This is a genomic window from Thermochromatium tepidum ATCC 43061, assembly GCF_009664085.1.
Classification (GTDB): domain Bacteria; phylum Pseudomonadota; class Gammaproteobacteria; order Chromatiales; family Chromatiaceae; genus Thermochromatium; species Thermochromatium tepidum.
In genome coordinates this window covers 2,200,371-2,220,404 of record NZ_CP039268.1, presented here as the reverse complement: position 1 = coordinate 2,220,404, position 20,034 = coordinate 2,200,371, and the positions used below count along the sequence as shown (strand labels likewise).

General features: G+C 62.9%; 15 protein-coding genes. 7 read left to right on the top strand and 8 right to left on the bottom strand.

Features of this window, described 5'->3' with window-relative positions; translation table 11 throughout:
* The gene (glgB, locus tag E6P07_RS10185) at window positions 1–2,310 is read right to left on the bottom strand and encodes a 1,4-alpha-glucan branching protein GlgB (RefSeq protein WP_153975509.1); all 2,310 of its coding nucleotides are present in this window, start codon (window positions 2,308–2,310) and stop codon (window positions 1–3) included.
* 96 nt (window positions 2,311–2,406) lie between these two features.
* Between glgB and glgC the strand changes: the two genes are divergently transcribed.
* From glgC to groL, 6 genes are all read left to right on the top strand, one after another.
* Window positions 2,407–3,678 carry a glucose-1-phosphate adenylyltransferase gene (glgC, locus tag E6P07_RS10180; RefSeq protein WP_153975508.1) on the top strand — a complete coding sequence of 424 codons (1,272 nt, stop codon included), beginning with the start codon at window positions 2,407–2,409 and terminating at the stop codon, window positions 3,676–3,678.
* Window positions 3,679–3,712: 34 nt separating this feature from the next.
* Window positions 3,713–3,913, top strand: coding sequence for a sulfur carrier protein ThiS (thiS, locus tag E6P07_RS10175; protein ID WP_153975507.1), 201 nt, complete (start codon window positions 3,713–3,715; stop codon window positions 3,911–3,913).
* Window positions 3,914–3,989: 76 nt separating this feature from the next.
* On the top strand, window positions 3,990–4,787 hold the full coding sequence (locus E6P07_RS10170) for a thiazole synthase (RefSeq protein WP_153975506.1): 798 nt from the start codon (window positions 3,990–3,992) through the stop codon (window positions 4,785–4,787).
* Between the two features lie 20 nt (window positions 4,788–4,807).
* Window positions 4,808–5,500, top strand: a complete 693-nt coding sequence (trmB, locus tag E6P07_RS10165; RefSeq protein ID WP_153975505.1) for a tRNA (guanosine(46)-N7)-methyltransferase TrmB — start codon at window positions 4,808–4,810, stop codon at window positions 5,498–5,500.
* Between the two features lie 505 nt (window positions 5,501–6,005).
* A complete protein-coding gene (groES, locus tag E6P07_RS10160; protein ID WP_153975504.1) occupies window positions 6,006–6,296 on the top strand; it encodes a co-chaperone GroES in 291 nt (96 codons plus the stop codon).
* 73 nt (window positions 6,297–6,369) lie between these two features.
* Window positions 6,370–8,004: a chaperonin GroEL gene (gene groL / locus E6P07_RS10155; RefSeq protein ID WP_153975503.1), complete on the top strand. Its 1,635-nt coding sequence runs from the start codon at window positions 6,370–6,372 to the stop codon at window positions 8,002–8,004.
* A gap of 233 nt (window positions 8,005–8,237) precedes the next feature.
* Here the strand turns inward: groL and E6P07_RS10150 are convergent, their stop codons facing one another.
* Entirely contained in the window at window positions 8,238–8,633 is a 396-nt protein-coding gene (locus tag E6P07_RS10150; RefSeq protein WP_153975502.1) for an Mth938-like domain-containing protein, read from the bottom strand.
* A gap of 144 nt (window positions 8,634–8,777) precedes the next feature.
* The gene (locus tag E6P07_RS10145) at window positions 8,778–9,683 is read right to left on the bottom strand and encodes an ATP-binding protein (protein WP_153975501.1); all 906 of its coding nucleotides are present in this window, start codon (window positions 9,681–9,683) and stop codon (window positions 8,778–8,780) included.
* A 359-nt stretch (window positions 9,684–10,042) separates the two neighbouring features.
* Between E6P07_RS10145 and E6P07_RS10140 the strand changes: the two genes are divergently transcribed.
* A complete protein-coding gene (locus E6P07_RS10140) occupies window positions 10,043–11,518 on the top strand; it encodes a lipopolysaccharide biosynthesis protein (protein ID WP_153975500.1) in 1,476 nt (491 codons plus the stop codon).
* Between the two features lie 4 nt (window positions 11,519–11,522).
* Here the strand turns inward: E6P07_RS10140 and E6P07_RS10135 are convergent, their stop codons facing one another.
* The 5 genes from E6P07_RS10135 to E6P07_RS10115 all read right to left on the bottom strand — a co-directional run bounded on the left by E6P07_RS10135 (window position 11,523) and on the right by E6P07_RS10115 (window position 20,025).
* Window positions 11,523–13,094, bottom strand: a complete 1,572-nt coding sequence (locus tag E6P07_RS10135) for a methyl-accepting chemotaxis protein (protein WP_153975499.1) — start codon at window positions 13,092–13,094, stop codon at window positions 11,523–11,525.
* A gap of 225 nt (window positions 13,095–13,319) precedes the next feature.
* Window positions 13,320–14,654, bottom strand: coding sequence for an ABC1 kinase family protein (locus E6P07_RS10130; RefSeq protein ID WP_153975498.1), 1,335 nt, complete (start codon window positions 14,652–14,654; stop codon window positions 13,320–13,322).
* Between the two features lie 99 nt (window positions 14,655–14,753).
* A complete protein-coding gene (locus tag E6P07_RS10125; RefSeq protein ID WP_153975497.1) occupies window positions 14,754–15,419 on the bottom strand; it encodes a carbonic anhydrase in 666 nt (221 codons plus the stop codon).
* A 59-nt stretch (window positions 15,420–15,478) separates the two neighbouring features.
* Window positions 15,479–18,805 (bottom strand): EAL domain-containing protein, encoded by a 3,327-nt coding sequence (locus E6P07_RS10120; RefSeq protein ID WP_153975496.1) that lies wholly within the window; start codon window positions 18,803–18,805, stop codon window positions 15,479–15,481.
* Window positions 18,802–20,025 carry an AMP-binding protein gene (locus E6P07_RS10115; protein ID WP_153975495.1) on the bottom strand — a complete coding sequence of 408 codons (1,224 nt, stop codon included), beginning with the start codon at window positions 20,023–20,025 and terminating at the stop codon, window positions 18,802–18,804. Before E6P07_RS10115 ends, E6P07_RS10120 begins: the two co-directional genes overlap by 4 nt.
* Window positions 20,026–20,034: the final 9 nt, after the last annotated feature.

Genomic DNA, 20,034 nt, shown 5'->3' with positions numbered 1-20,034 from the left:
TCAGTCCTTCGTCTCAGAGGGCGCCTCGGGCGCCTCCGGCCCCGCCGGGGTCGGACCCTGCGGCGGCTCTTTTTGCCGCCCCTCTGGGATGGCCTCGGCCTTGCCGGCCGGCCCACGCGGTGGCTCATGCACCAGGATCAGCCCCGCCAACGGCGGCAGGGCGATCAGCAGCGAATAAGGACGCCCCATCCAGCTCACCGGCTCGGCCATCACCCCGCCCTGGTTGCCGACATTGCTGCCGCCGTACAGTTCGGCATCCGAGTTGATTGCCTCGCGGTAGAACCCGGCCTCAGGCACGCCGATGCGATAGTTGGTGCGCGGCACGGGTGTGAAGTTGAACACAGCCGCCACCAGCCCCTTTCCGGCGCGATCCTTGCGGAGATAGCTTAAGACCGACTGCGAGCTGTCGTGACAATCGATCCACTCAAACCCGGCGGCATCGAAATCAACCTCGTGCAGGGCCGGAAGTTCGGTATAGACCCGATTGAGGTCTGCGATTAGCTTGTGCACGCCCTGATGAGGGGGGCGCTCCAGCAGCTCCCAATCGAGCTGACCGGCAAAGTTCCACTCGCGCCCCTGAGCGAACTCACACCCCTGGAACAAGAGCTTCTTTCCCGGGTAGGTGAACATATATGTGTAAAGAAGGCGCAGACTGGCGAATCTCTGCCAGGCGTCGCCCGGCATCTTGTCGAGCATTGACTTCTTGCCGTGGACGACCTCGTCGTGCGAGAAGGGCAACACGAAGTTTTCGGTGAAGGCATAAAGCAGACCGAAGGTCAGCAGATCGTGATGGAAATGACGATAGATCGGATCCTTCTGCATATAGGACAGGGTGTCGTGCATCCAACCCATGTTCCACTTCATGCTAAAGCCCAACCCACCGAGATAGGTCGGACGTGACACCGCCGGCCAGGCGGTCGATTCCTCGGCGATCATGAGCGTGCCGGGGAATTGTTCGTGTGTGACCGTGTTCAGCTCGCGCAGGAAATCAACGGCCTCTAGGTTTTCGTTGCCACCGTATTTGTTGGGGATCCACTCGCCGGCGTTGCGTGAGTAGTCCAGATAGAGCATGGAGGCCACGGCATCGACACGTAGACCGTCGATGTGGAACTCCTCCAGCCAGTAGAGCGCGCTGGCGAGCAGAAAATTACGCACCTCGTTGCGCCCAAAGTTGAAGATCAGGGTGCCCCAGTCCTTGTGCTCGCCCAGACGCGGGTCGGCGTGCTCATAAAGCGCGGTGCCATCGAAACGGGCCAGGGCATAGGCGTCCTTGGGGAAATGGGCTGGGACCCAGTCGAGCAACACCCCGATGCCTTGGCGATGGAAGTGATCGACGAAATAACGGAAGTCGTCCGGGGTGCCGAAACGCGCGGTCGGGGCGAAATAACCGGTGCACTGATAGCCCCAGGAGGCATCCAGCGGATGTTCGGTGACGGGCATCAGTTCGATGTGCGTGAAACCAAGTCTCTTGACGTAGTCGGCGATCTCGTGCGCTAGGGTCCGATACTTGAGGAAGTTACCGTTCGGGTCGCGCCGCCAGGAGCCGAGATGGACTTCATAGATCGACATCGGCTGGTGCTGCCAGTTGGTCCGGGCGCGTCGTTCCATCCAGTCGGCGTCGCCCCAGTCGAAGGCGCTATCGATGGCGATCAGACCAGCGGTGTGTGGGCGTTCCTGGAACGCCTGGGCATAGGGATCGATCTTGAGATGGATATGGGTGGCGCGGTCGCGCAGCTCGTATTTGTAGAACCCGCCCCGCTCCAGACCCGGGATGAACAGCTCCCAGACCCCAGAGGTACCGCGCACCCGCATCGGGTTGGTGCGTCCGTCCCAGGCGTTGAAGTCGCCGACCACGCTCACGCGCTCGGCGTTCGGTGCCCAGACCGCGAACCGGATGCCCGGGATGCCATCGACCTCGACCGCATGCGAGCCGAGGATCCGGTAGATGTGCCAGTGCCTGCCCTCGCCGAACAGATGCAGGTCGAGATCACCCAGCAGTGGCGGAAAGCAATAGGGATCGTATTGGACATGGGCCAGGCCGTTGGCATCCCACCATACGATCTGAAAGCGCTTGGGCAAGTGCTCGGCCTCGCCTTCCCAGACGAAGAAGTCAGTGCCCTCGATCCGTTCCATCGGGGCATCGGGTTCGACCAGCCGGACCTGCTCGGCCTGGGGCAGAAAGACGCGCGCGACGGCCCGACCGTTTTCCTCATGACGTCCGAGAACCTCAAAGGGATCGTGGTGCCGTGCCTCGACGATGCGCTGCAGGGGTTCAGGGAGCTTGGGGGCAGAGCTGGTCGGATTGGCCATGTCGTTCCTGTGCCTCTGGGGATCTGGAATACGTTGAGATGTTATCATAAGAGGGCTTTTAATCCGCTTTGGGCCGTTGTCAAATCAGGAGGAGCCATGCCTCACACCAACCCCAGGTTCATCAGCCGCCTGACCCGCAACACGCTGGCGCTCATCCTGGCCGGGGGGCGGGGCTCGCGTCTCAAGCAACTGACTGCCTGGCGTTCCAAGCCGGCCGTGCCCTTCGGCGGCAAGTTCCGCATCATCGACTTTCCGCTGTCCAACTGCATCAACTCCGGCATCCGGCGCATCGGGGTGCTGACCCAATACAAGGCCCATTCACTGATCCTACACATCCAAAAGGGTTGGAGTTTTCTGCGCGGTGAGTTCGGCGAGTTCATCGAGCTCTGGCCAGCGCAGCAACGCGTGGCCGAGACCGCCTGGTATGCCGGTACCGCCGACGCCGTGTTCCAAAACCTCGACATCATCCGCGACCATAATCCCGAATATGTCTTGATCCTGGCCGGCGATCACGTCTACAAAATGGACTATGGCGCCATGATCGCCTATCACGTCGAGACTGGGGCCGACATGACGGTCGGCTGTCTGGAGGTCGAGCTGGAACGGGCACGCGAGTTTGGCGTGATGTCGGTCGACAGCGACGGACGGGTACGCCGCTTCGCCGAGAAGCCGGCCAACCCCGAGACCATCCCCGGACGGCCCGACCGCTGTCTGGCCTCGATGGGTATCTATGTCTTCAATCGCGGCTTTCTGTTCGAGCAGTTGTTCAAGGACTCGCACACGCCGGGATCGAGCCATGACTTCGGCAAGGACATCATCCCCAACGTCATCAAGCTCTATCGGGTCATGGCCTATAGCTTCCGCGATTTACGCAGCGGTGAGCAGGCCTACTGGCGCGATGTCGGCACGCTAGACGCCTTCTGGGAGGCCAATCTGGAGCTGATCGGCGTCACCCCGCCGCTGAATCTTTATGACGAGCACTGGCCGATTTGGACCTATCAGGAGCAGCTTCCGCCGGCCAAGTTCGTGTTCGACGACGACGACCGGCGCGGCATGGCGGTCGATTCCATGGTCTCGGGTGGCTGCATCATCTCGGGGGCGACGGTGCGCCACTCACTGCTGTTTTCGAACGTGCGGGTGAACTCCTACACTCAGGTGACTGACTCAGTGATCCTGCCGGACGTGGAGATCGGGCGACACTGCATCGTGCGCAAGGCCATCCTCGATCGTTATTGTAAGCTCCCGGCGGGCACCCAGATCGGGCTGGATCCCGAGGCCGACCGGCGTGCCGGTTTCTATGTGAGCGAGGGCGGCGTCACCCTGGTGACGCCTGAGATGCTCGGGCAAGAGGCCAATCAGGTGCGCTGAAATCAGCATTGGATCTTAAGGGTAGATCAGTACCATGCAAATCATTTTGAATGGATCCCCACGCGAGATTGCTGACGGCATGCGGGTGTCGGAGCTCGTCGAATATCTGGAACTCCTCGGTCAGCGCTTCGCTATCGAGATCAACGCCGAGCTGATCCCCCGCAGTCGTTTCGCCGAGCATCGGCTCGCCCCCGGCGACAAGGTCGAGATCATCCAGGCCGTCGGCGGCGGCTGAGTCCAGTGGTCGCTTTCCTACTCGGATCCAGGTGACCCGCCCCCTCCTTGCAACTCTTGATAAGTAAAGAGGTTTCATGGCTACCTCCAACCCAGCTCCCGATCCGCTCGTCATCGGCAGCAAAGCGTACCGCTCGCGCCTCTTGGTCGGCACCGGCAAGTACAAGGACATGGACGAGACCGCGCGCGCCATCGCGGCCAGTGGTGCCGAGATCGTCACCGTCGCCGTGCGCCGCACCAATATCGGCCAGAACAGCGACGAGCCGAACATCCTCGACGTGCTGCCGCCGGATCGCTACACCATCCTGCCCAACACCGCTGGCTGCTATGACGTCGACACGGCGGTTCGTACCTGCCGGCTGGCGCGCGAGCTGCTCGACGGGCACAACCTGGTCAAACTCGAGGTGCTCGGCGACGAAAAGACCCTGTTCCCCGATGTCATGGCCACGCTCAAGGCCGCCGAGATCCTGGTCAAGGAGGGCTTTGCGGTCATGGTCTATACCAACGATGACCCCATCGTCGCACGTGAACTCGAGGCGATCGGTTGTGTGGCCGTGATGCCGCTGGCGGCCCCGATCGGCTCGGGTCTCGGTATCCGTAACCCGCTCAACATTTTGACCATCGTCGAGAACGCCCGGGTGCCAATCATCGTCGATGCGGGGGTGGGCACGGCCTCGGATGCGGCCGAGGCGATGGAGCTTGGTTGTGACGGCGTGCTCATGAATACCGCGATTGCCGCGGCCAAAAATCCAGTGCTCATGGCGAGCGCCATGCGCAAGGCGGTCGAGGCCGGACGCGAGGCCTTCCTGGCCGGACGGATGCCGGCCAAGCGCTTCGCCTCGGCGTCCTCGCCGATCGAAGGCTTGTTCTTTTGAACCAGACGGGAAAAGAGGAAGTGACCGACGGACGCCCGCGCCGCGCCATCCGGAGCTTTGTGCGGCGTGAGGGGCGCCTGACGGCCGCCCAGGGACGTGCCTTCACCGAACTCTGGCCCCGTTTCGGCCTGGATTGGACGCCGGGCGCACCGTTCGATCTGGCGGCACTGTTCGGTAATGACCGTCCGGTGGTACTGGAGATCGGCTTCGGCAATGGCGAGTCGCTGGCCACGATGGCCGAGCGCGATCCCGAGCGCAACTGGCTTGGGATCGAGGTCCACCGTCCGGGCATCGGGCATCTGTTGCTGGAGATCGAGCGGCGGGGGCTCTCCAATCTGCGTCTCCTGTGTCAGGACGCCGTCGAGGTACTACGTTCTGGGATCGTGCCGGGCGCGCTCGATGCCGTATACCTGTTCTTTCCCGACCCTTGGCCGAAGAAACGCCATCATAAACGCCGGATCCTGACTCAAGAACTGGTCGAGCTCCTGGCGCGTGCCATCCGTCCGGGCGGGATCTTCCATACCGCGACCGACTGGGCACCCTATGCCGAGCAGATGCTCAGGGTGCTCGAAGGCGCCCCGCATCTGTTTGAGAACACCGCCGGACCCGGCGCCTATGCACCTCGCCCCGCCAGCCGTCCGCCGACCAAGTTCGAGCGGCGCGGCGAGCGGCTCGGACATCCGGTCGTCGATCTCGTCTACCGGCGGCGCTGACGACCGAATCGATCGGGACCTAGGGAAACGCTGATTTATTTAAGGTGGCCCATCAAGACACTCGAGCCAAAAGGCTGCAACACGCCTCGAGCGGTCCGTGAACGATAGGACGATTTCACGCCCTGGCCCTGTCGAGTTGGATCTCGGCAAAGCGGGTCGGCGGGTCTTTAGGGGCGCCTTGAGGAGTGATGATGGTGGGGGCGCCTTGAGGCGCGATCGTAGCGTCCATCCCCGCCTCAACCACCAAGATCGCGGCTAAAGCCGCTCCTTGTATCTCAAAGCACGCGCCATGGTGGCAAGGGCGCCTTTGGGTGCGATGCATCCCGCCGCCGAGCAAGGACTCAGCGCGCAGCGCCTCATCGCTCGAATGCTGTTTGGAACTTGACAGCCGATGATTTCGGTCTACCATTAGCACTCGCTAGAAGCGAGTGCTAACAGACCGATCGACGTCGGTCTCGCAGCGACTCGACCCACCCACTTTTCAACCTGTATCGAGGAGCCATCCATGAATATCCGTCCTCTGCACGACCGCGTCGTTGTCCGTCGCATGGAAGAGGAGCGCCTGAGCGCCGGCGGTATCGTGATACCGGATACTGCCGCCGAGAAGCCGATTCAAGGCGAGGTCATCGCCGTCGGCAACGGCAAGATCCTTGAGAACGGTAGCCTGCGTGCGCTCGACGTCAAGGTCGGGGACCGGGTGCTGTTCGGCAAGTACTCCGGTACTGAGGTCAAGCTCGAGGGCAAAGAATTCCTGGTGATGCGCGAGGAAGACATCATGGCGGTCATCGAGGGCTGATCAGCCTTCCGCACCAACATCTGGTCTTTCCCCACCAAGACAGAAACAGATTCATTCCGAGGAATTTAGAAGCATGAGCGCAAAAGACGTGAAGTTCGGCGGGGATGCCCGTGTCCGGATGCTGCACGGCGTCGACATCCTGGCCAATGCGGTCAAGGTCACCCTGGGCCCGAAGGGTCGCAACGTGGTGCTGGAGAAGTCCTTCGGCGCCCCAACCGTCACCAAGGACGGCGTCTCGGTCGCCAAGGAAATCGAGCTCAAGGACAAGTTCGAGAACATGGGTGCCCAGATGGTCAAGGAGGTCGCCTCCAAGACCTCTGATGTCGCCGGTGACGGCACCACCACCGCGACCGTGCTGGCCCAGGCCATGGTCCGCGAGGGTCTGAAGGCGGTTGCCGCCGGCATGAACCCGATGGACCTGAAGCGCGGTATTGACAAGGCGGTCGAGGCCGCTGTGACCGAACTCAAGGCACTCTCTAAGCCCTGTACTGAAAGCAAGGCCATTGCCCAGGTCGGCACCATCTCGGCCAACTCCGACGAATCGATCGGCAACATCATCGCCGAGGCCATGGAGAAGGTCGGCAAGGAAGGCGTCATCACGGTCGAGGAAGGTAATTCACTGCAGAACGAACTGGATGTGGTCGAGGGCATGCAGTTCGACCGTGGCTATCTGTCGCCCTACTTCATCAACAACCAGCAGAGCCAGAGCGCTGAGCTGGATCAGCCCTACATCCTGCTCCACGACAAGAAGATCTCTAACATCCGTGACCTGCTCCCGGTGCTCGAGGCCGTGGCCAAGGCCGGCAAGCCGCTCCTGATCATTGCCGAGGACGTCGAGGGTGAGGCGCTCGCGACCCTGGTGGTCAACAACCTGCGCGGCATCCTCAAGGTCTGCGCGGTCAAGGCCCCGGGCTTTGGCGATCGGCGCAAGGCGATGCTGCAAGACATCGCCATCCTGACCGGTGCGACCGTGATCTCCGAGGAGCTTGGTCTGTCGCTGGAGAAGGCCAGCCTGAACGATCTGGGTCAGGCCAAGAAGGTCCAGGTCGGCAAGGACGACACCACCATCATCGATGGTGCGGGCTCGCACGAGGCCATCAAGGCCCGTTGTGACCAGATCCGGGCCCAGATCGAGGAGACGACCTCTGATTATGACCGCGAGAAGCTCCAGGAGCGGTTGGCCAAGCTCGCCGGTGGTGTGGCGGTGATCAAGGTCGGGGCGGCGACCGAGATCGAGATGAAGGAGAAGAAGGCGCGGGTCGAGGACGCCTTGCATGCCACCCGGGCGGCGGTCGAGGAGGGCATCGTGCCCGGCGGCGGTGTGGCCCTGGTGCGCGCACTCAATGCGATCAAGGACCTCAAGGGCGCCAACCACGATCAGGACGTCGGGATCGCCATCGCCCGGCGCGCCATGGAAGAGCCGCTGCGTCAGATCGTCGCCAACGCGGGCGAGGAGCCGTCGGTCGTGCTACACAGGGTTTCTGAGGGTTCGGGCAGCTTCGGCTATAACGCTGCCACCGGCGAATACGGCGACATGGTCGAGATGGGCATCCTGGATCCGACCAAGGTCACGCGCTCGGCGCTGCAAAACGCCTGCTCGGTCGCGGGCCTGATGATCACCACCGAGGCCATGATCGCCGACGAACCAAAGGACGAGGCAGCGACCACGCCGGGCAGCGGCATGGGCGGCGATATGGGCATGATGTAAGGCGTCACCTTCAGCCGCCTGCCTCCAGCTCTCGGCCCACAGCGACGAGGTTCTAGCTTACTCATCGTCTCAAGCCGCCACTTGCAAGTTGGGGGCTTACAGCTGTAGCTGGAGGCTCAACACACCCCGCTTCGGCGGGGTTTTTTGTGGGTGTTTGGTCAGTCCGCACCCGCTACCACAAGAAGAAGCGCGAACGCTCTAGATTGATGCGCCGAGGCTTGACCAAGGTGAAATCAATCATGATCATGGCGAGACTCCGACGTTTCGAGGATGAGCCCAGCGACGACCTCGCGCCCCTCGGCCATCAGGATGTTGTAAGTGCGGCAGGCCGCACCCGTCGTCATGACCTCAACCCCGATGCCGCGTTCGAGCAAGTTCACATAGAGCACCGGATCAACGAGGACAGGTCGCTCACCGGTACCGATCAGGACCACCCGTGGCGACAGATGCGCGATGGCCTCTAGGTGCAGGGGGGTTAGGTTCGCTGCCTGGGTCGGTCCCCAGGGTAGGATGTCCGAGGGCGTCAGGATCAGGCTGCGCGTGTAGCGGCGCCCCGAGATACTGATCCAGCCAGCACTGTAGCCCTCGATTAGATAGCCGTTACCTACATCCGCCTCGGAAAATTTCATCAGTCGCTCCCCTGTCCTATGATTGAGCCTCAAGGCGGCCGCCTAACCTTGATCTCAAGGAAAGGAAAGGCCGAAAAATACCCACCTCTGGGAGAGTGCTTGATTTAAAAATGCCCTCACCCAAGCTTGCGGGGATAGAGGTATTTAATCAGTGTTTCTCGAAGGCTCACCCTGGACCAGACGGCGCCCCGTCCAGTCGCGCGCGAACTGCCAGGCAGTACGCCCGCCGCGTGCGCCTCGGCGCAGCGCCCACTGGAGCGCGGCCCGTTCGATCGGCTCCCAGTCGGCGGCAGTGCGCGGCGCCACCGTCGGCGCAAGACGTTCGACCCAGTGGCGCACCACCTGCAGATATTGCGCCTGACTGAAGGGATGGAATGAGATCCACAGTCCGAACCGGTCCGAGAGCGAGATCTTCTCCTCGACCGCCTCGCCGTGATGGAGCTCGCCATCCTGGATCCGCGTCTCGCGGTTTTCGGAGTGAAACTCGGGGAGCAGATGCCGTCGGTTGGATGTGGCATAGATGAGCAGATTCTCGGGTGTGGCCGAGATCGAACCCTCGAGCGCGGCCTTGAGCGCCTTGTAGCCTGACTCGCCGGCCTCGAACGACAGATCGTCACAAAAGAGGATGAAGCGCTCGGGCCGATCCTGGATCAGATCCAGGATGTCCGGTAGGGCGACCAGATCGTCCTTGTCGACCTCGATCAGACGCAACCCGAATTCGCAATAGGCATTGAACACGGCCTTGACCAGTGACGACTTGCCAGTGCCACGGGCGCCCCACAGCAGCACATTGTTGGCCCCGCCTCCGTCAAGGAACTGGCGCGTGTTGCGCTCGATCTCGGCGGTCTGAGGCTCCAGACAGCACAGATCGGCGAGTGCCAATCGATGCGGCGCGCGCACCGGTTGCAGCCAGCCGCGCCCGGCGGCGTCACGACGCCAGCGAAAGGCCTGAGCCGACCAATCGACCGGCGCGCTCGCCGGCGGCAGCACATGCTCAAGCCGGTCGAGGAGTCGATCCAGACGTTCGATGAAATCAGTGGAAGGGGTCATCTGCTATCGAGAAAGTGTGCAAACCTTCACAAGGTACGTTTCCTGCCCTGAGCGCCCTAGGGCTGACTCAGGTCTGACAGGCGTGCTTTCATCGAATGTATTGAGGACCATCCTTGCTGCGGCGCCGCTATGGCTGGACGGACTCGCCACAGGGAGGGCCGTTAAGGTGGCCAGCCGCCAACGTTGAAGCGTCTTGAAGGTCACGCCTAAGTGCCTCCTATAAGGACCACTATGACGATCGCGCATCAATTAGAGACGGCCTCTGTGGAATGCACTCGATATAAGAGACTGTCTGCCATAGGGTTTAGATTAAGGATACCATCCACACTCCCCGCAATCAGCCGTCTCCACGCAACGCCTTGAGCCCACTCAAACGTCTTGCCTCGCAGACCGCCATCTATGGCGTCAGCAGCGTCCTCGGGCGCTTCCTGAACTATCTGCTGGTGCCCTTCCTGACCTATGCCTTTGCCCCGGCCGAGTATGGTGTGGTGGCCGAGTTCTATGCCTACATGGGCTTTCTGGCGGTGCTCCTGGTCTTTGGGCTGGAGACCGGCTATTTCCGTTTCCGCTCTGGTGGGGAATGGCAACCCGAGACCGTCTATGGGACAGTGCTGCGGTTCCTCGTGCTGATCAACGCGCTCTGTTTCCTGGCCTTCCTGCTGGCGAGCCAGCCGCTCGCCGCCCTGCTGCGCCATGCCGAGCATCCGGAATACATCGTCTGGTGCGCCGCCATCTTGGCGTTCGACTCGATCGGGGCGCTGGCCTTCGCTCGGCTGCGTGCCGAAGAGCGGGCAGGGGTGTTTGTCGCCATCAAGCTGAGCGAGATCGGCGTCAATGTCGGTCTGACGATCCTTTTCATCTATGTCGCCCGTCAGGCGCAGGCGGTTGATCCCGAGTCGCTGCTTGGGCGGCTGTGGGATCCAACAATCGGTATCGGCTATGTCTTCATCGCCAATCTGGCCGCGAGCATGCTCAAGCTGGTGCTGCTTGCGCCCTGGTTGGCCGCCGGACTCGGCGCCTTCGATCCTGGCTTGCTCAAACGCCTCATCCGCTACTCGCTGCCGATGGTGGTCATCGGCCTGGCCGGGATCGTCAACGAGATGCTCGACCGCGCCGCGCTCAAGTATCTGCTGCCCTATGACGAGTCGACCAACCTGGCGCAGCTCGGCATCTACAGCGCCTGCTACAAGCTCTCGATCCTGATGTCGCTGTTTATCCAGGCGTTCCGCTATGCCGGCGAGCCGTTCTTCTTCAGCTATGCCAAGCGACGCGACGCTGGGCGCACCTATGCCCTGGTGCTCAATTGGTTCGTGCTCGGTTGTGTCTTCTTGTTTCTGCTGGTGACGCTCTATATCGACGTGTTCCAGTATTTCGTCGGCGCTGCCTATCGCGCTGGGCTGGACGTAGTGCCGGTGCTGTTGCTGGCCAATCTGCTGCTCGGCGTCTATGTGAATCTCTCGATCTGGTACAAGCTCAGCGATCGCACCCTCATGGGCGCGGGTGTCTCGCTGATCGGCTCGGCGATCACCATCGGACTGCTCATCTGGTGGGTGCCGGTCCAGGGTTATATGGGGGCGGCCTGGGCGCATCTGGTCTGCTATGGAACCATGGTAGGACTGTCCTACGGGCTTGGGCAGCGCTATTACCCAGTGCCCTATGACGTCGGGCGCGTGCTCGGCTATATCGCCTTCGGCGTCGGACTCTATCGGTTCAACCGCTGGCTTTTGACACAACAGGACTGGCCCGCCCTCGGAGCGGGCACGGTCTGTCTAGTGCTCTTTCTGATCCTGGTCGCCTGGGAGGCCTGGCGGCTCAAACGCGCCGCCTCGGCTTGATGCCTCAGGCCTTGTACTGACTGACCAGTTCCATCAGTCTCCCGGCGAGATCCTCCAGATGACTGGTGGCGCCCACCACGCCATCCGTGCTCTCAAGCGTCTGCATCGAGAGATGACGGATGCGCTCGATGTTGCGGTTCATCTCCTCGACCACGGCGCTCTGTTCCTCGGCGGCCGTGGCGATCTGGTCGCTCATGTTATTGATGCGCTCGACCGCCTGGGTGATGGAGTCGAGCGATTGGTCGGTCTCGTTGGCGGCCTGCACGCTCTGCTCGGCCTGTTCCTGACCGCGCTGCATCATGGCCACGGCACTGCGTGCACCCTGCTGGAGACGCGCGATCATGTCTTGGATCTCCTGGGTGGATTCCTGGGTGCGTTGAGCCAGGGCGCGGACCTCATCGGCGACTACAGCGAAGCCGCGTCCCTGTTCACCGGCGCGCGCCGCCTCGATGGCGGCATTCAGTGCCAACAGATTGGTCTGACCGGCGATGCCGCGGATGACATCGAGGATCTTGCCGATGTTTGCCGACTCGGTCTCGAGCTGGTGGATGGTTTGGGCCGCCTCGCCCACGCCAGTGGCCAGCTCGCGGATGCCATCGACGCTGTGACGCACCACCATCCGGCCCTCGCGCGCCTTGTGGCTGGCCTGGTGCGCGGCGTCGGCCGCGGCCGTGGTGTTGTTGGCCACCTCGGCCACCGTGGCCGACATCTCGTTCATGGCGGTGGCGACCATGTCGGTCTCTTGGTGCTGCTGTTCCATCAGCCGATGAGTCGCATTGCTGGACTGGATGAGTTGGGTGATGGCCGAGGCCAGGGTGTTGGACGCCTCCTGGATGCGGCCCATCACGGTAGCCAACCGGGCCTGGAGCATCTTGATCGCTTGCAGGATCTCGGCGGTCTCGTTGTTGCCCTTGACCTGGATCGCCGAGCTGAGGTCACCGGCGGCGATCTTCTTGGCTACACGCACGGCCTCGTGGATATGCTTGAAGATGGTGTAGGCGCTGATACGGGCGAGGATCACGGACAACACCAACACCCCTACACCCACCCAGGGGCTGCCGATCCAGCCGGCCAGGATCGCGCCCAGACCCACCACGACAAAGGCCGCCGTCAGCCAGGTGGTATGACTGAAGTCGAGATCGAAGCGGCGTGGCAGTTCAGTCAGATTGCGCTCCCGGATCCGGGCATAGAGGCGCTCGGCGGCAGCGATCTCGGCCCGGCTCGGTTTGACGCGCACCGATTGATAACCGATCAGCTTCTCGCCCTCATAGACCGGGGTGACATAGGCATCGACCCAGTAGTGATCGCCGTTCTTGCAGCGATTCTTGACGATGCCGCGCCAGGGTTTGCCCTTTTTGATCGTGTCCCAGAGGTCCTTGAAGGCCGCCGGCGGCATGTCGGGGTGGCGGATGATGTTGTGGTTGGCGCCCAGCAGCTCCTCTTCAGTGAAACCGCTGATCTCGATGAAGGCCTTGTTGCAATAGGTGATGATGCCCTTGGTATCGGTGGTGGAGACGATGACCCAGGAGTCCGGATAGTCGTATTCTCGTTGCGTGACCGGGAGGTTGATCTTCATGGATATTTCGAAGCGCCGCTGAACTTATGGCTGATGGAGGTTGATGGCCATCCATGCGCAACCGGCGTCCATCGCGACCAAACCACGAACCTGAACTCTAGCCCATGACGTCGAACAGGATTGCGACGATGGGTCTGGTTTGGGCCGATGGCGCGCATGTTAGCGCAACAGCGCGCGCGGCGTCAGTCGGATGTGGTCGCGGTCGATCGCAGCGCGCAATCCGCCTTAAAGACACAGGCGCGCCATCTCGCTCAGATCCACGCGCGCCCGCAACCGGCGCGACAGCATGAACGACCCCATGAACTTGCGATGCAGAAACAGCGTCTCCGGCGCAGGCGCGGTGCTAAAAACGCCGGAGTGGAAGAGTGCCCGCCCACGATGATAGAGGCGCTCGAACAGATCCGAGAGACCGAAATCATAGTACCCCGGTTGACGCAGCGGCTCGGAGGCCAGTTCAAGCAGATCCAACATCGCCTCGATGTGCTCGTCGGGATCATCGGTACCCACATAGCCGAGCGCGATCGAGGCCTCGCGCAGGCCGGTGCGATCACCCTGAACCGCCGAACGCGCCAGTCGGCGATACTGTTCGACCAGCTCGGGCGCGACCGGCTTGGTCGCCCCGAAGTCGAGCAGCAGGATGCGCTTGTTCGCGGCGTCATAGAGATAATTGCCGAAGTTCGGATCCGTCTGCACCAGACCGAACTCGAACAGTTCGCGCAAGGTCAGACGCATCAGGAGTGTTGCGGCCCGATCGCGCTCGGCGCGCCGATACTCGGGACCGGCCAGCCGATCGACCGACACGCCCTCGGCAAAATCCATCGCCAGGATGTGGCGCGTGGTCAGATCGCGGTGCACCGCTGGGATATAAAAATCCGGGTCGTCTCCAACCCAGGTGCGATAGGACTCAAGCGCCTCGGCCTCGGCCTCGTAATCGGCCTCGCGATGCAGTTGGCGTCGCGCCTCTTCCAGAAAGGGTGCGATGTCCACCCCCTTTGGCGCCATCCCGAACGAACGCCCGAGCAGGGCCAGATTGGCGATGTCGCTGTCGATGCTCTCGCGCACGCCGGGGAATTGGATCTTGAGCGCCAGCCGTCGTCCGTCGCGGGTCTCGGCACGATGCACCTGACCGATCGAGGCCGCCGCGATCGGTGTGAACTCAAAGCGTTTGAACTGCCTGTCCCAGCCCGCGCCGTACTCGCGCTCCAACACCTGGGCCAACTGACTTAGCGGCATCGGCGTGGCACGCTCGCGCAGCGTGCTCAGGATCTCGGCGGCCTCGGGTGTGAAGATGTCCGAGCCGTCCATCGACATGAGCTGACCCAGCTTCATCACCGCCCCGCGCATCCGCGCCAGCCGATCGGTGAAGCGACGGGTGTGCTCTGGGGACAGATGGAGGCGTGCAGGCTGACCGCTGGCACGGGTGCGCGCCAGATCGATCAGCCCCTGGACACCGATGCCGGCGGCCAGATCGCCGGCAGCGCGACCGAGATGCCAGAGTCGGCTCAGACGTTGCGTGGGGATGGCAAGACCGCGTGATTCGGATGCAGAAGGCTGTGACATGGAGCGAGGTTCCCTAAAGACTGAGGCCGTGCGGAAAACGGTGGAATTGAACGAAGGTGGTCGGTACAAGACACCGTCCAGACCACTCGAGGATGGCCCTCAGGTTGACGGCGATCTTGGCAGACGACTGCTGAGGCCCGGAACTCCATCAAAGAAGTCGACGATCCCGGTATCGAGCGCGTATTCGGCGCCGACCACCAGCAGTCCATCGTTCTCGATCAGCGATTCGAGGATGCGCGAGCCATGACGCAATTGGTTGGCCGAGGCGCGGACGTTGGCGCGCACGGCGGCGCAGCCTAGGGCCTCGCGATCGTGGCGCAGATCGGTGTCGAGCAGCGGCTGCACCGAGGGTTTGATCCGATCGACGATGGAGGCGATGTTGCGCGACTCGCTGCCTTCGCCCTCAAGCAGGGTTTCGAGGGTAGCGGCAATAGCGCCGCAGTGCGAGTGACCTAGGACCACGACCAGCCGGGTGTTGTAGCGCGAGACGGCAAACTCGACGCTGCCGATCTGTGAGGGCGCGACCACATTGCCGGCGACACGGATGACGAACAGGTCGCCGAGTCCCTGATCGAAGAGGATCTCGGCTGGGGCGCGCGAATCGGAGCAGCCGAGGATGATGGCGAAGGGGCTTTGGCCGGCGGTCAGCTCGGCGCGGCGCTGATAGCTCAGCATACGGTCGAGGCTGGTGAGGTTGCGCGAGAAGCGTGCGTTGCCTTCGCGCAGACGCTCAAGGGCCTCAAGGGCGGAGAGGCTGTTGGGCATGGGATGGATGTCTCGGGTTCAGCGGTGAGGATGGATGCAGGGCCAGGACTTCAGATCGATCAGCCGAATTTGGCGAAGGCCTGTTCGGGCGGGATCGGACGCGACCATAGATACCCCTGCCCCCAGTCGCAGCCGATCTCGGCAAGCAGCTCGAGCTGACGCGGGGTCTCGACGCCCTCGGCGATCACCTCCTTGCCGATGGCATGGGCCATGGCGATCATCCCCGCGACCAGATTGTAATCATTCGGCGACTCGAGTCCGCGGATGAAGTCGCGGTCGATCTTGAGGGTGGCGATCGGCAGTTCGCGCAGATAGGCCAGTGAGCTAAAACCCGTGCCGAAATCGTCGAGCGAGAGCCAGATCCCGGCGTGGCTGAGGCGGCATAGGGCCGCCTTCACGCTCGTCGTCATGCGCAGCAACAGCGACTCGGTGATCTCGATCTCGACCAGATCGGGTGGGATGTCGGCGGCATGGAGCTGTTTGAGCAGGCGCTGAGGAAAGTCGTGCGACTCGAGGTCGGCCGCCGAGACATTGATCGCCAACTGGGCCTCGCACCCCTGGATGTCGAGCCAGCGACCCAGTTGGCGGATCGCCTGGCACACCACTGCCGAGGTGACCGCCCCGATCACCCCATTGCGCTCGGCCGCGGGGATGAAGTCGTTCGGCATGAGCAACCGACCGTCCTCGGTCCGCCAGCGTGCCAAGACCTCAAAGCGCGGACGCGCCTGCGCTGCCTTGATGGGGAGCTGGGGCTGGAGCAGGATCTCGATCGCCTCCTGCGGTGCGCGACCGAGCACGGCGCGGTCGATCGATAACCGTTGCTGGGCCTGTGACTCCAGATCGGAATCGAAATGACCGACACGGTTGCGTCCAGCCTCCTTGGCGCGATAGAGGGCGAGATCGGCCCGCTTGAGGAGTTCGCCCGGTTCGAGGTCGGCCCCACCCATGACCAGACCCAGCGAGCTGGTGACGCTGAAACTATCCTCACCGATCACCAGGGGGCGGCGCAGGGCGGCGACTACCCGTTCGGCCTGGGCATAGGCGGTCTCGGGATCGGGGAGATGGCGCAGCAGGAGGGCGAACTCATCGCCGCCGAGCCGGGCGACCAGTCCGGTCGGGGGGAGCTCGGTACGGATGCGTCTAGATACGGCACACAGCAGGAGGTCGCCCTTGTCGTGTCCCAGGGTGTCGTTGATGGTCTTGAAGTGATCGATGTCCATGAGCGCGACCGCGAAGCGTTCACCGCTGTGGTTGCTGGCAGCGATCGCCTCGCACAATGCCTCGCGAAACTGGGCCCGGTTGGGCAGCCCGGTCAGGGCATCGTGGAGGGCGCGGTGGCGCATCTCCTCGCGCGAGCGGTAGAGCTGGTCGCGCTGCTGGGCCAGGGTTTTGGCAAGGCGCTCGAAATAGGCGGCATTGGCGATGATAACCTGCTGGATCAGCTGTTTGAGCGCCAGGGCGGTGGCGAGCGCAATGTCCGACCAGGGGAGCGAGTGATGGGTGCGCTCCTCCTGCCAGAGCCGAAACTCGCGCGTCGGCCAGCCCAGCCGCCAGGCCGGATCGTCGTCGGCAAAGGGCAGCGAGGCCGGATCTGCACCCCAGTCCACCGTATAGCACACCCGGCGACGCCCGAATACCAGCATGCTCTCGCGGTGTTCATCGGTGAAGATCACCAGGACCCCGGCGAGCCGGTCTGGATAGGCGGCCGCCGGCTCAAACTCAGCGGACAGACAGTCGCTATTCCAGATCGGACCCGGGCGGTTCGCCAAAAAATCGAGCAGGGCGTTGAGCGCGCCTGGGTCGAGACCGAAATCCTGCGCGGCGAATATCGGACGGCGATGGTGATAGATCTGGACCAGGTCGGCCTCCAGCAGCTGGCACAGCCTGTCCTCCTTGCCGATGAAGTTTTCGGGGAAGGGTCGCTCGACATCGAGCTCGCCGATCATGGTGTTGACTCGCAGCTGACCAAGCTGGTTGGCCTGTCTTTGTTTGCGCTCCTCGAGCAGCGCGATCCGTTCTGAAAGCAGCGCGCCAAATTGGATCAGCCAGCGGCGCACCCAGAGCGGCACCGGATGCGGGGCGCGATGATGGAAGATCACCAGACCCCACAGCCGTTGATCCTGCATCAGCGACAGCGATAGCGACCCGTTGACGCCGAAACGCTTGAGATAGTTGCGATGGATAGGCGACTGGGCGCGTAGATGGGCGATCCCGATGTCGATGTGCTCTGGGGAGAGTGAGCGACTCAGGAGCGGGATGTCGGGGTGATCGCGGCTGGGTGCATAGCGCATGGGGGTCAGGCGATAGAGTTCGCGCGCCTGGCGGGGGATGTCGGTGGCTGGGTAGCGCAGCCCCAAGATCGAAGGCCAGGTCTCTGGGGCCAGGCTCTCGGCGATCACGACCCCGGAGTCATCCGGCTCGAAACGATAGACGATGACCCGCTCGAATCCGGTCAGAGACCGCAAGACCTCCACGATGGTGCGGCAGAGCGATTCGCTGTCGTGATATTCTCGCAGACGACGCTGGTAGGAGCCGAGGTCGAAACCGCGCACCCGTTCCTCCATCTCAAGCCTGCCATAGGGCTCGAGCTCGAGTAGCCGGTATCCACCCCAGCGATGCACCTGGACGACCAAGGGCAGATCAGTGTGCGGCAGACTGAACTGAAAGAAGTTCGCATAGGGCCAGGCCCCCGTCGGATCGGCTGCCAGCGCGGCATAGAGCTCGGGGGCGCCCGCAGGTGGCAGGGCCTGGGAGAGCGGGGCATCGAGGAGTGAGGAGGCCGGGACGCCCAGATACATCTCGGTGTTGGCGCTACAAGCCAGGATCCGCTCGCCCTCTGACTCGATGACCAGCAGACAGCCGAATGGCTGGATGGCGCCACAGGTGCTGATGGGTTCGCGATCGCACTGGCTGAAATCGAACGAAAACCCCGAGAGGGTGACGAGGTGTTCGCAAAACTTGTTGGAGATCAGCTCATAGGCCAGCTTGTCGTTGCGCGCTGGGAGCAGGGCGAGCGGCTGGACGAGGATCCAGAATTCGCCCGGACGCTCCGAGGTGTGCATGGCGATTCGCACCTGCACCGGCTGCATGTCGAAGTCGAACACGAACTCAAAGGTGGTGTGGAGCTGACCGGTCAACACACCCTGCCGAAAACGGCCATAAAACTCCGGGACCACGGTGCAGGGCGCAATCTCCGAGAAGAAATTGCGCCCCAAGACCGAGTCGACCTGGCGGTTGGCAAGGTCCACTAGGGCGCGGCTGTAGAAGAGGATCCGCCCCTCGGCATCGACCCGGATGGCGCCGAACGGAAGCCGATTTAGCTCATCTGGGGTGAGGGCATCAAGACGGCGTGGCGCATGGATGTCGATGGCGTCTTCGAAATTCATTGACTCGCTTCCGGGGTCTGAAGGGTTGGCTCCCAGTCGGCAGGCTTGCCGAGCGCCGAGCTTGGAAGGCGCGAACCAAATGTGATCGAGACCGGGCGCTCTGGGGGGGTGAGTCGCTCGGCGAGCCAGGCATCCAGTCGTTGCGCCAGCCGATCCGGATCACTGCATGCCGTACTGGGGACGACAAATGCCTTCAGGCGCCGATCAGGGCCTTCTCTATCCGGACGCACCAGGGCGGCAGCGACCTCGGGATGCTGTTCGAGACAGGCGCGGACCCGGTCGGGAAAGACATTGATGCCGCCGACCTGGATCGCCCGGTCACGTCTCCCCAAAACCCGGATATGCGCGTCATCGAGCCACTCGACCTGATCCGGCAACTCAAAAAACAGTGGTTTGCCCGTGGCGTCGAAGCGGCGGATCCGTTCGGGCGCGTCTGGATCGCGCGACCAGTAGGGCAACAGCCGAAACGGCATTTCCTGTGTCTCGCGCCAACCGATACCGGCGGTTTCGGAGGAGCCATAGATCTCGATCATCCGCGTGCAACCGCAGGCGTGCAGCCGCTCCCAGAGCTCGGACGGACAGGGGCTGGTCGAGCTGAGCAGGGTCAACCCGGGGGCGAGCGCCAAGGGTCCGCGCACCGCCAGATCATAAAAGGCCGGATACCCCAGGATCAGGTCGCCCGGCTGGGCCTGGCGCAAGACGGCTGCCGGGAGGTCGCGACGGACATCGAGCACCTGGATACCGAGCCGCGCCGGCAGCATGAAGGCGAACAGAAAGCCATAGATGTGATGGCTCGGGACCACGCGCAGGATCCGCCGCGGCCCCTTCAGGAGCCCGGCAAAGAACTCGATCTCCTGTTCCAACAGCGCCAGCGCGTGGGTGCACAGCTTGGGACGGCCGGTCGAACCCGAGGTCAGGAAGCCGATCGTTCGATCCTGTCTCGAGCGGCTCTCGCGCACCAGATCCACCCACTGAGACAGCAGGCGGCACCGGGCCAGCTCTAGGTCGAGCCCCGTCTCCTGGAGCTGGAACTGGAGTGCGACCTGGGTCGCCAGATCGAGAAAGGCCAGCGAGTCTGGCACCAGGGCACTGAGATCCGGGTCCGGGACCGCCAGGAGCGCCTCCTCGGCCGCAGGACGCATCCGGACCAGATCAGACCGAAGCAGATCGAGCAACAGCCAGCGGATGCCCTCGGTTGTCCACCAGGGTTTTAGGGCCATCTGAATGAT

Bases quoted from the DNA above. Each gene is read 5' to 3' on its own strand.
- glgB (WP_153975509.1), bottom strand. From the start codon at position 2,310: ATGGCCAATCCGACCAGCTCTGCCCCCAAGCTCCCTGAACCCCTGCAG.
- glgC (WP_153975508.1), top strand. From the start codon at position 2,407: ATGCCTCACACCAACCCCAGGTTCATCAGCCGCCTGACCCGCAACACG.
- thiS (WP_153975507.1), top strand. From the start codon at position 3,713: ATGCAAATCATTTTGAATGGATCCCCACGCGAGATTGCTGACGGCATG.
- E6P07_RS10170 (WP_153975506.1), top strand. From the start codon at position 3,990: ATGGCTACCTCCAACCCAGCTCCCGATCCGCTCGTCATCGGCAGCAAA.
- groES (WP_153975504.1), top strand. From the start codon at position 6,006: ATGAATATCCGTCCTCTGCACGACCGCGTCGTTGTCCGTCGCATGGAA.
- groL (WP_153975503.1), top strand. From the start codon at position 6,370: ATGAGCGCAAAAGACGTGAAGTTCGGCGGGGATGCCCGTGTCCGGATG.
- E6P07_RS10150 (WP_153975502.1), bottom strand. From the start codon at position 8,633: ATGAAATTTTCCGAGGCGGATGTAGGTAACGGCTATCTAATCGAGGGC.
- E6P07_RS10145 (WP_153975501.1), bottom strand. From the start codon at position 9,683: ATGACCCCTTCCACTGATTTCATCGAACGTCTGGATCGACTCCTCGAC.
- E6P07_RS10135 (WP_153975499.1), bottom strand. From the start codon at position 13,094: ATGAAGATCAACCTCCCGGTCACGCAACGAGAATACGACTATCCGGAC.
- E6P07_RS10130 (WP_153975498.1), bottom strand. From the start codon at position 14,654: ATGTCACAGCCTTCTGCATCCGAATCACGCGGTCTTGCCATCCCCACG.
- E6P07_RS10125 (WP_153975497.1), bottom strand. From the start codon at position 15,419: ATGCCCAACAGCCTCTCCGCCCTTGAGGCCCTTGAGCGTCTGCGCGAA.
- E6P07_RS10120 (WP_153975496.1), bottom strand. From the start codon at position 18,805: ATGAATTTCGAAGACGCCATCGACATCCATGCGCCACGCCGTCTTGAT.
- E6P07_RS10115 (WP_153975495.1), bottom strand. From the start codon at position 20,025: ATGGCCCTAAAACCCTGGTGGACAACCGAGGGCATCCGCTGGCTGTTG.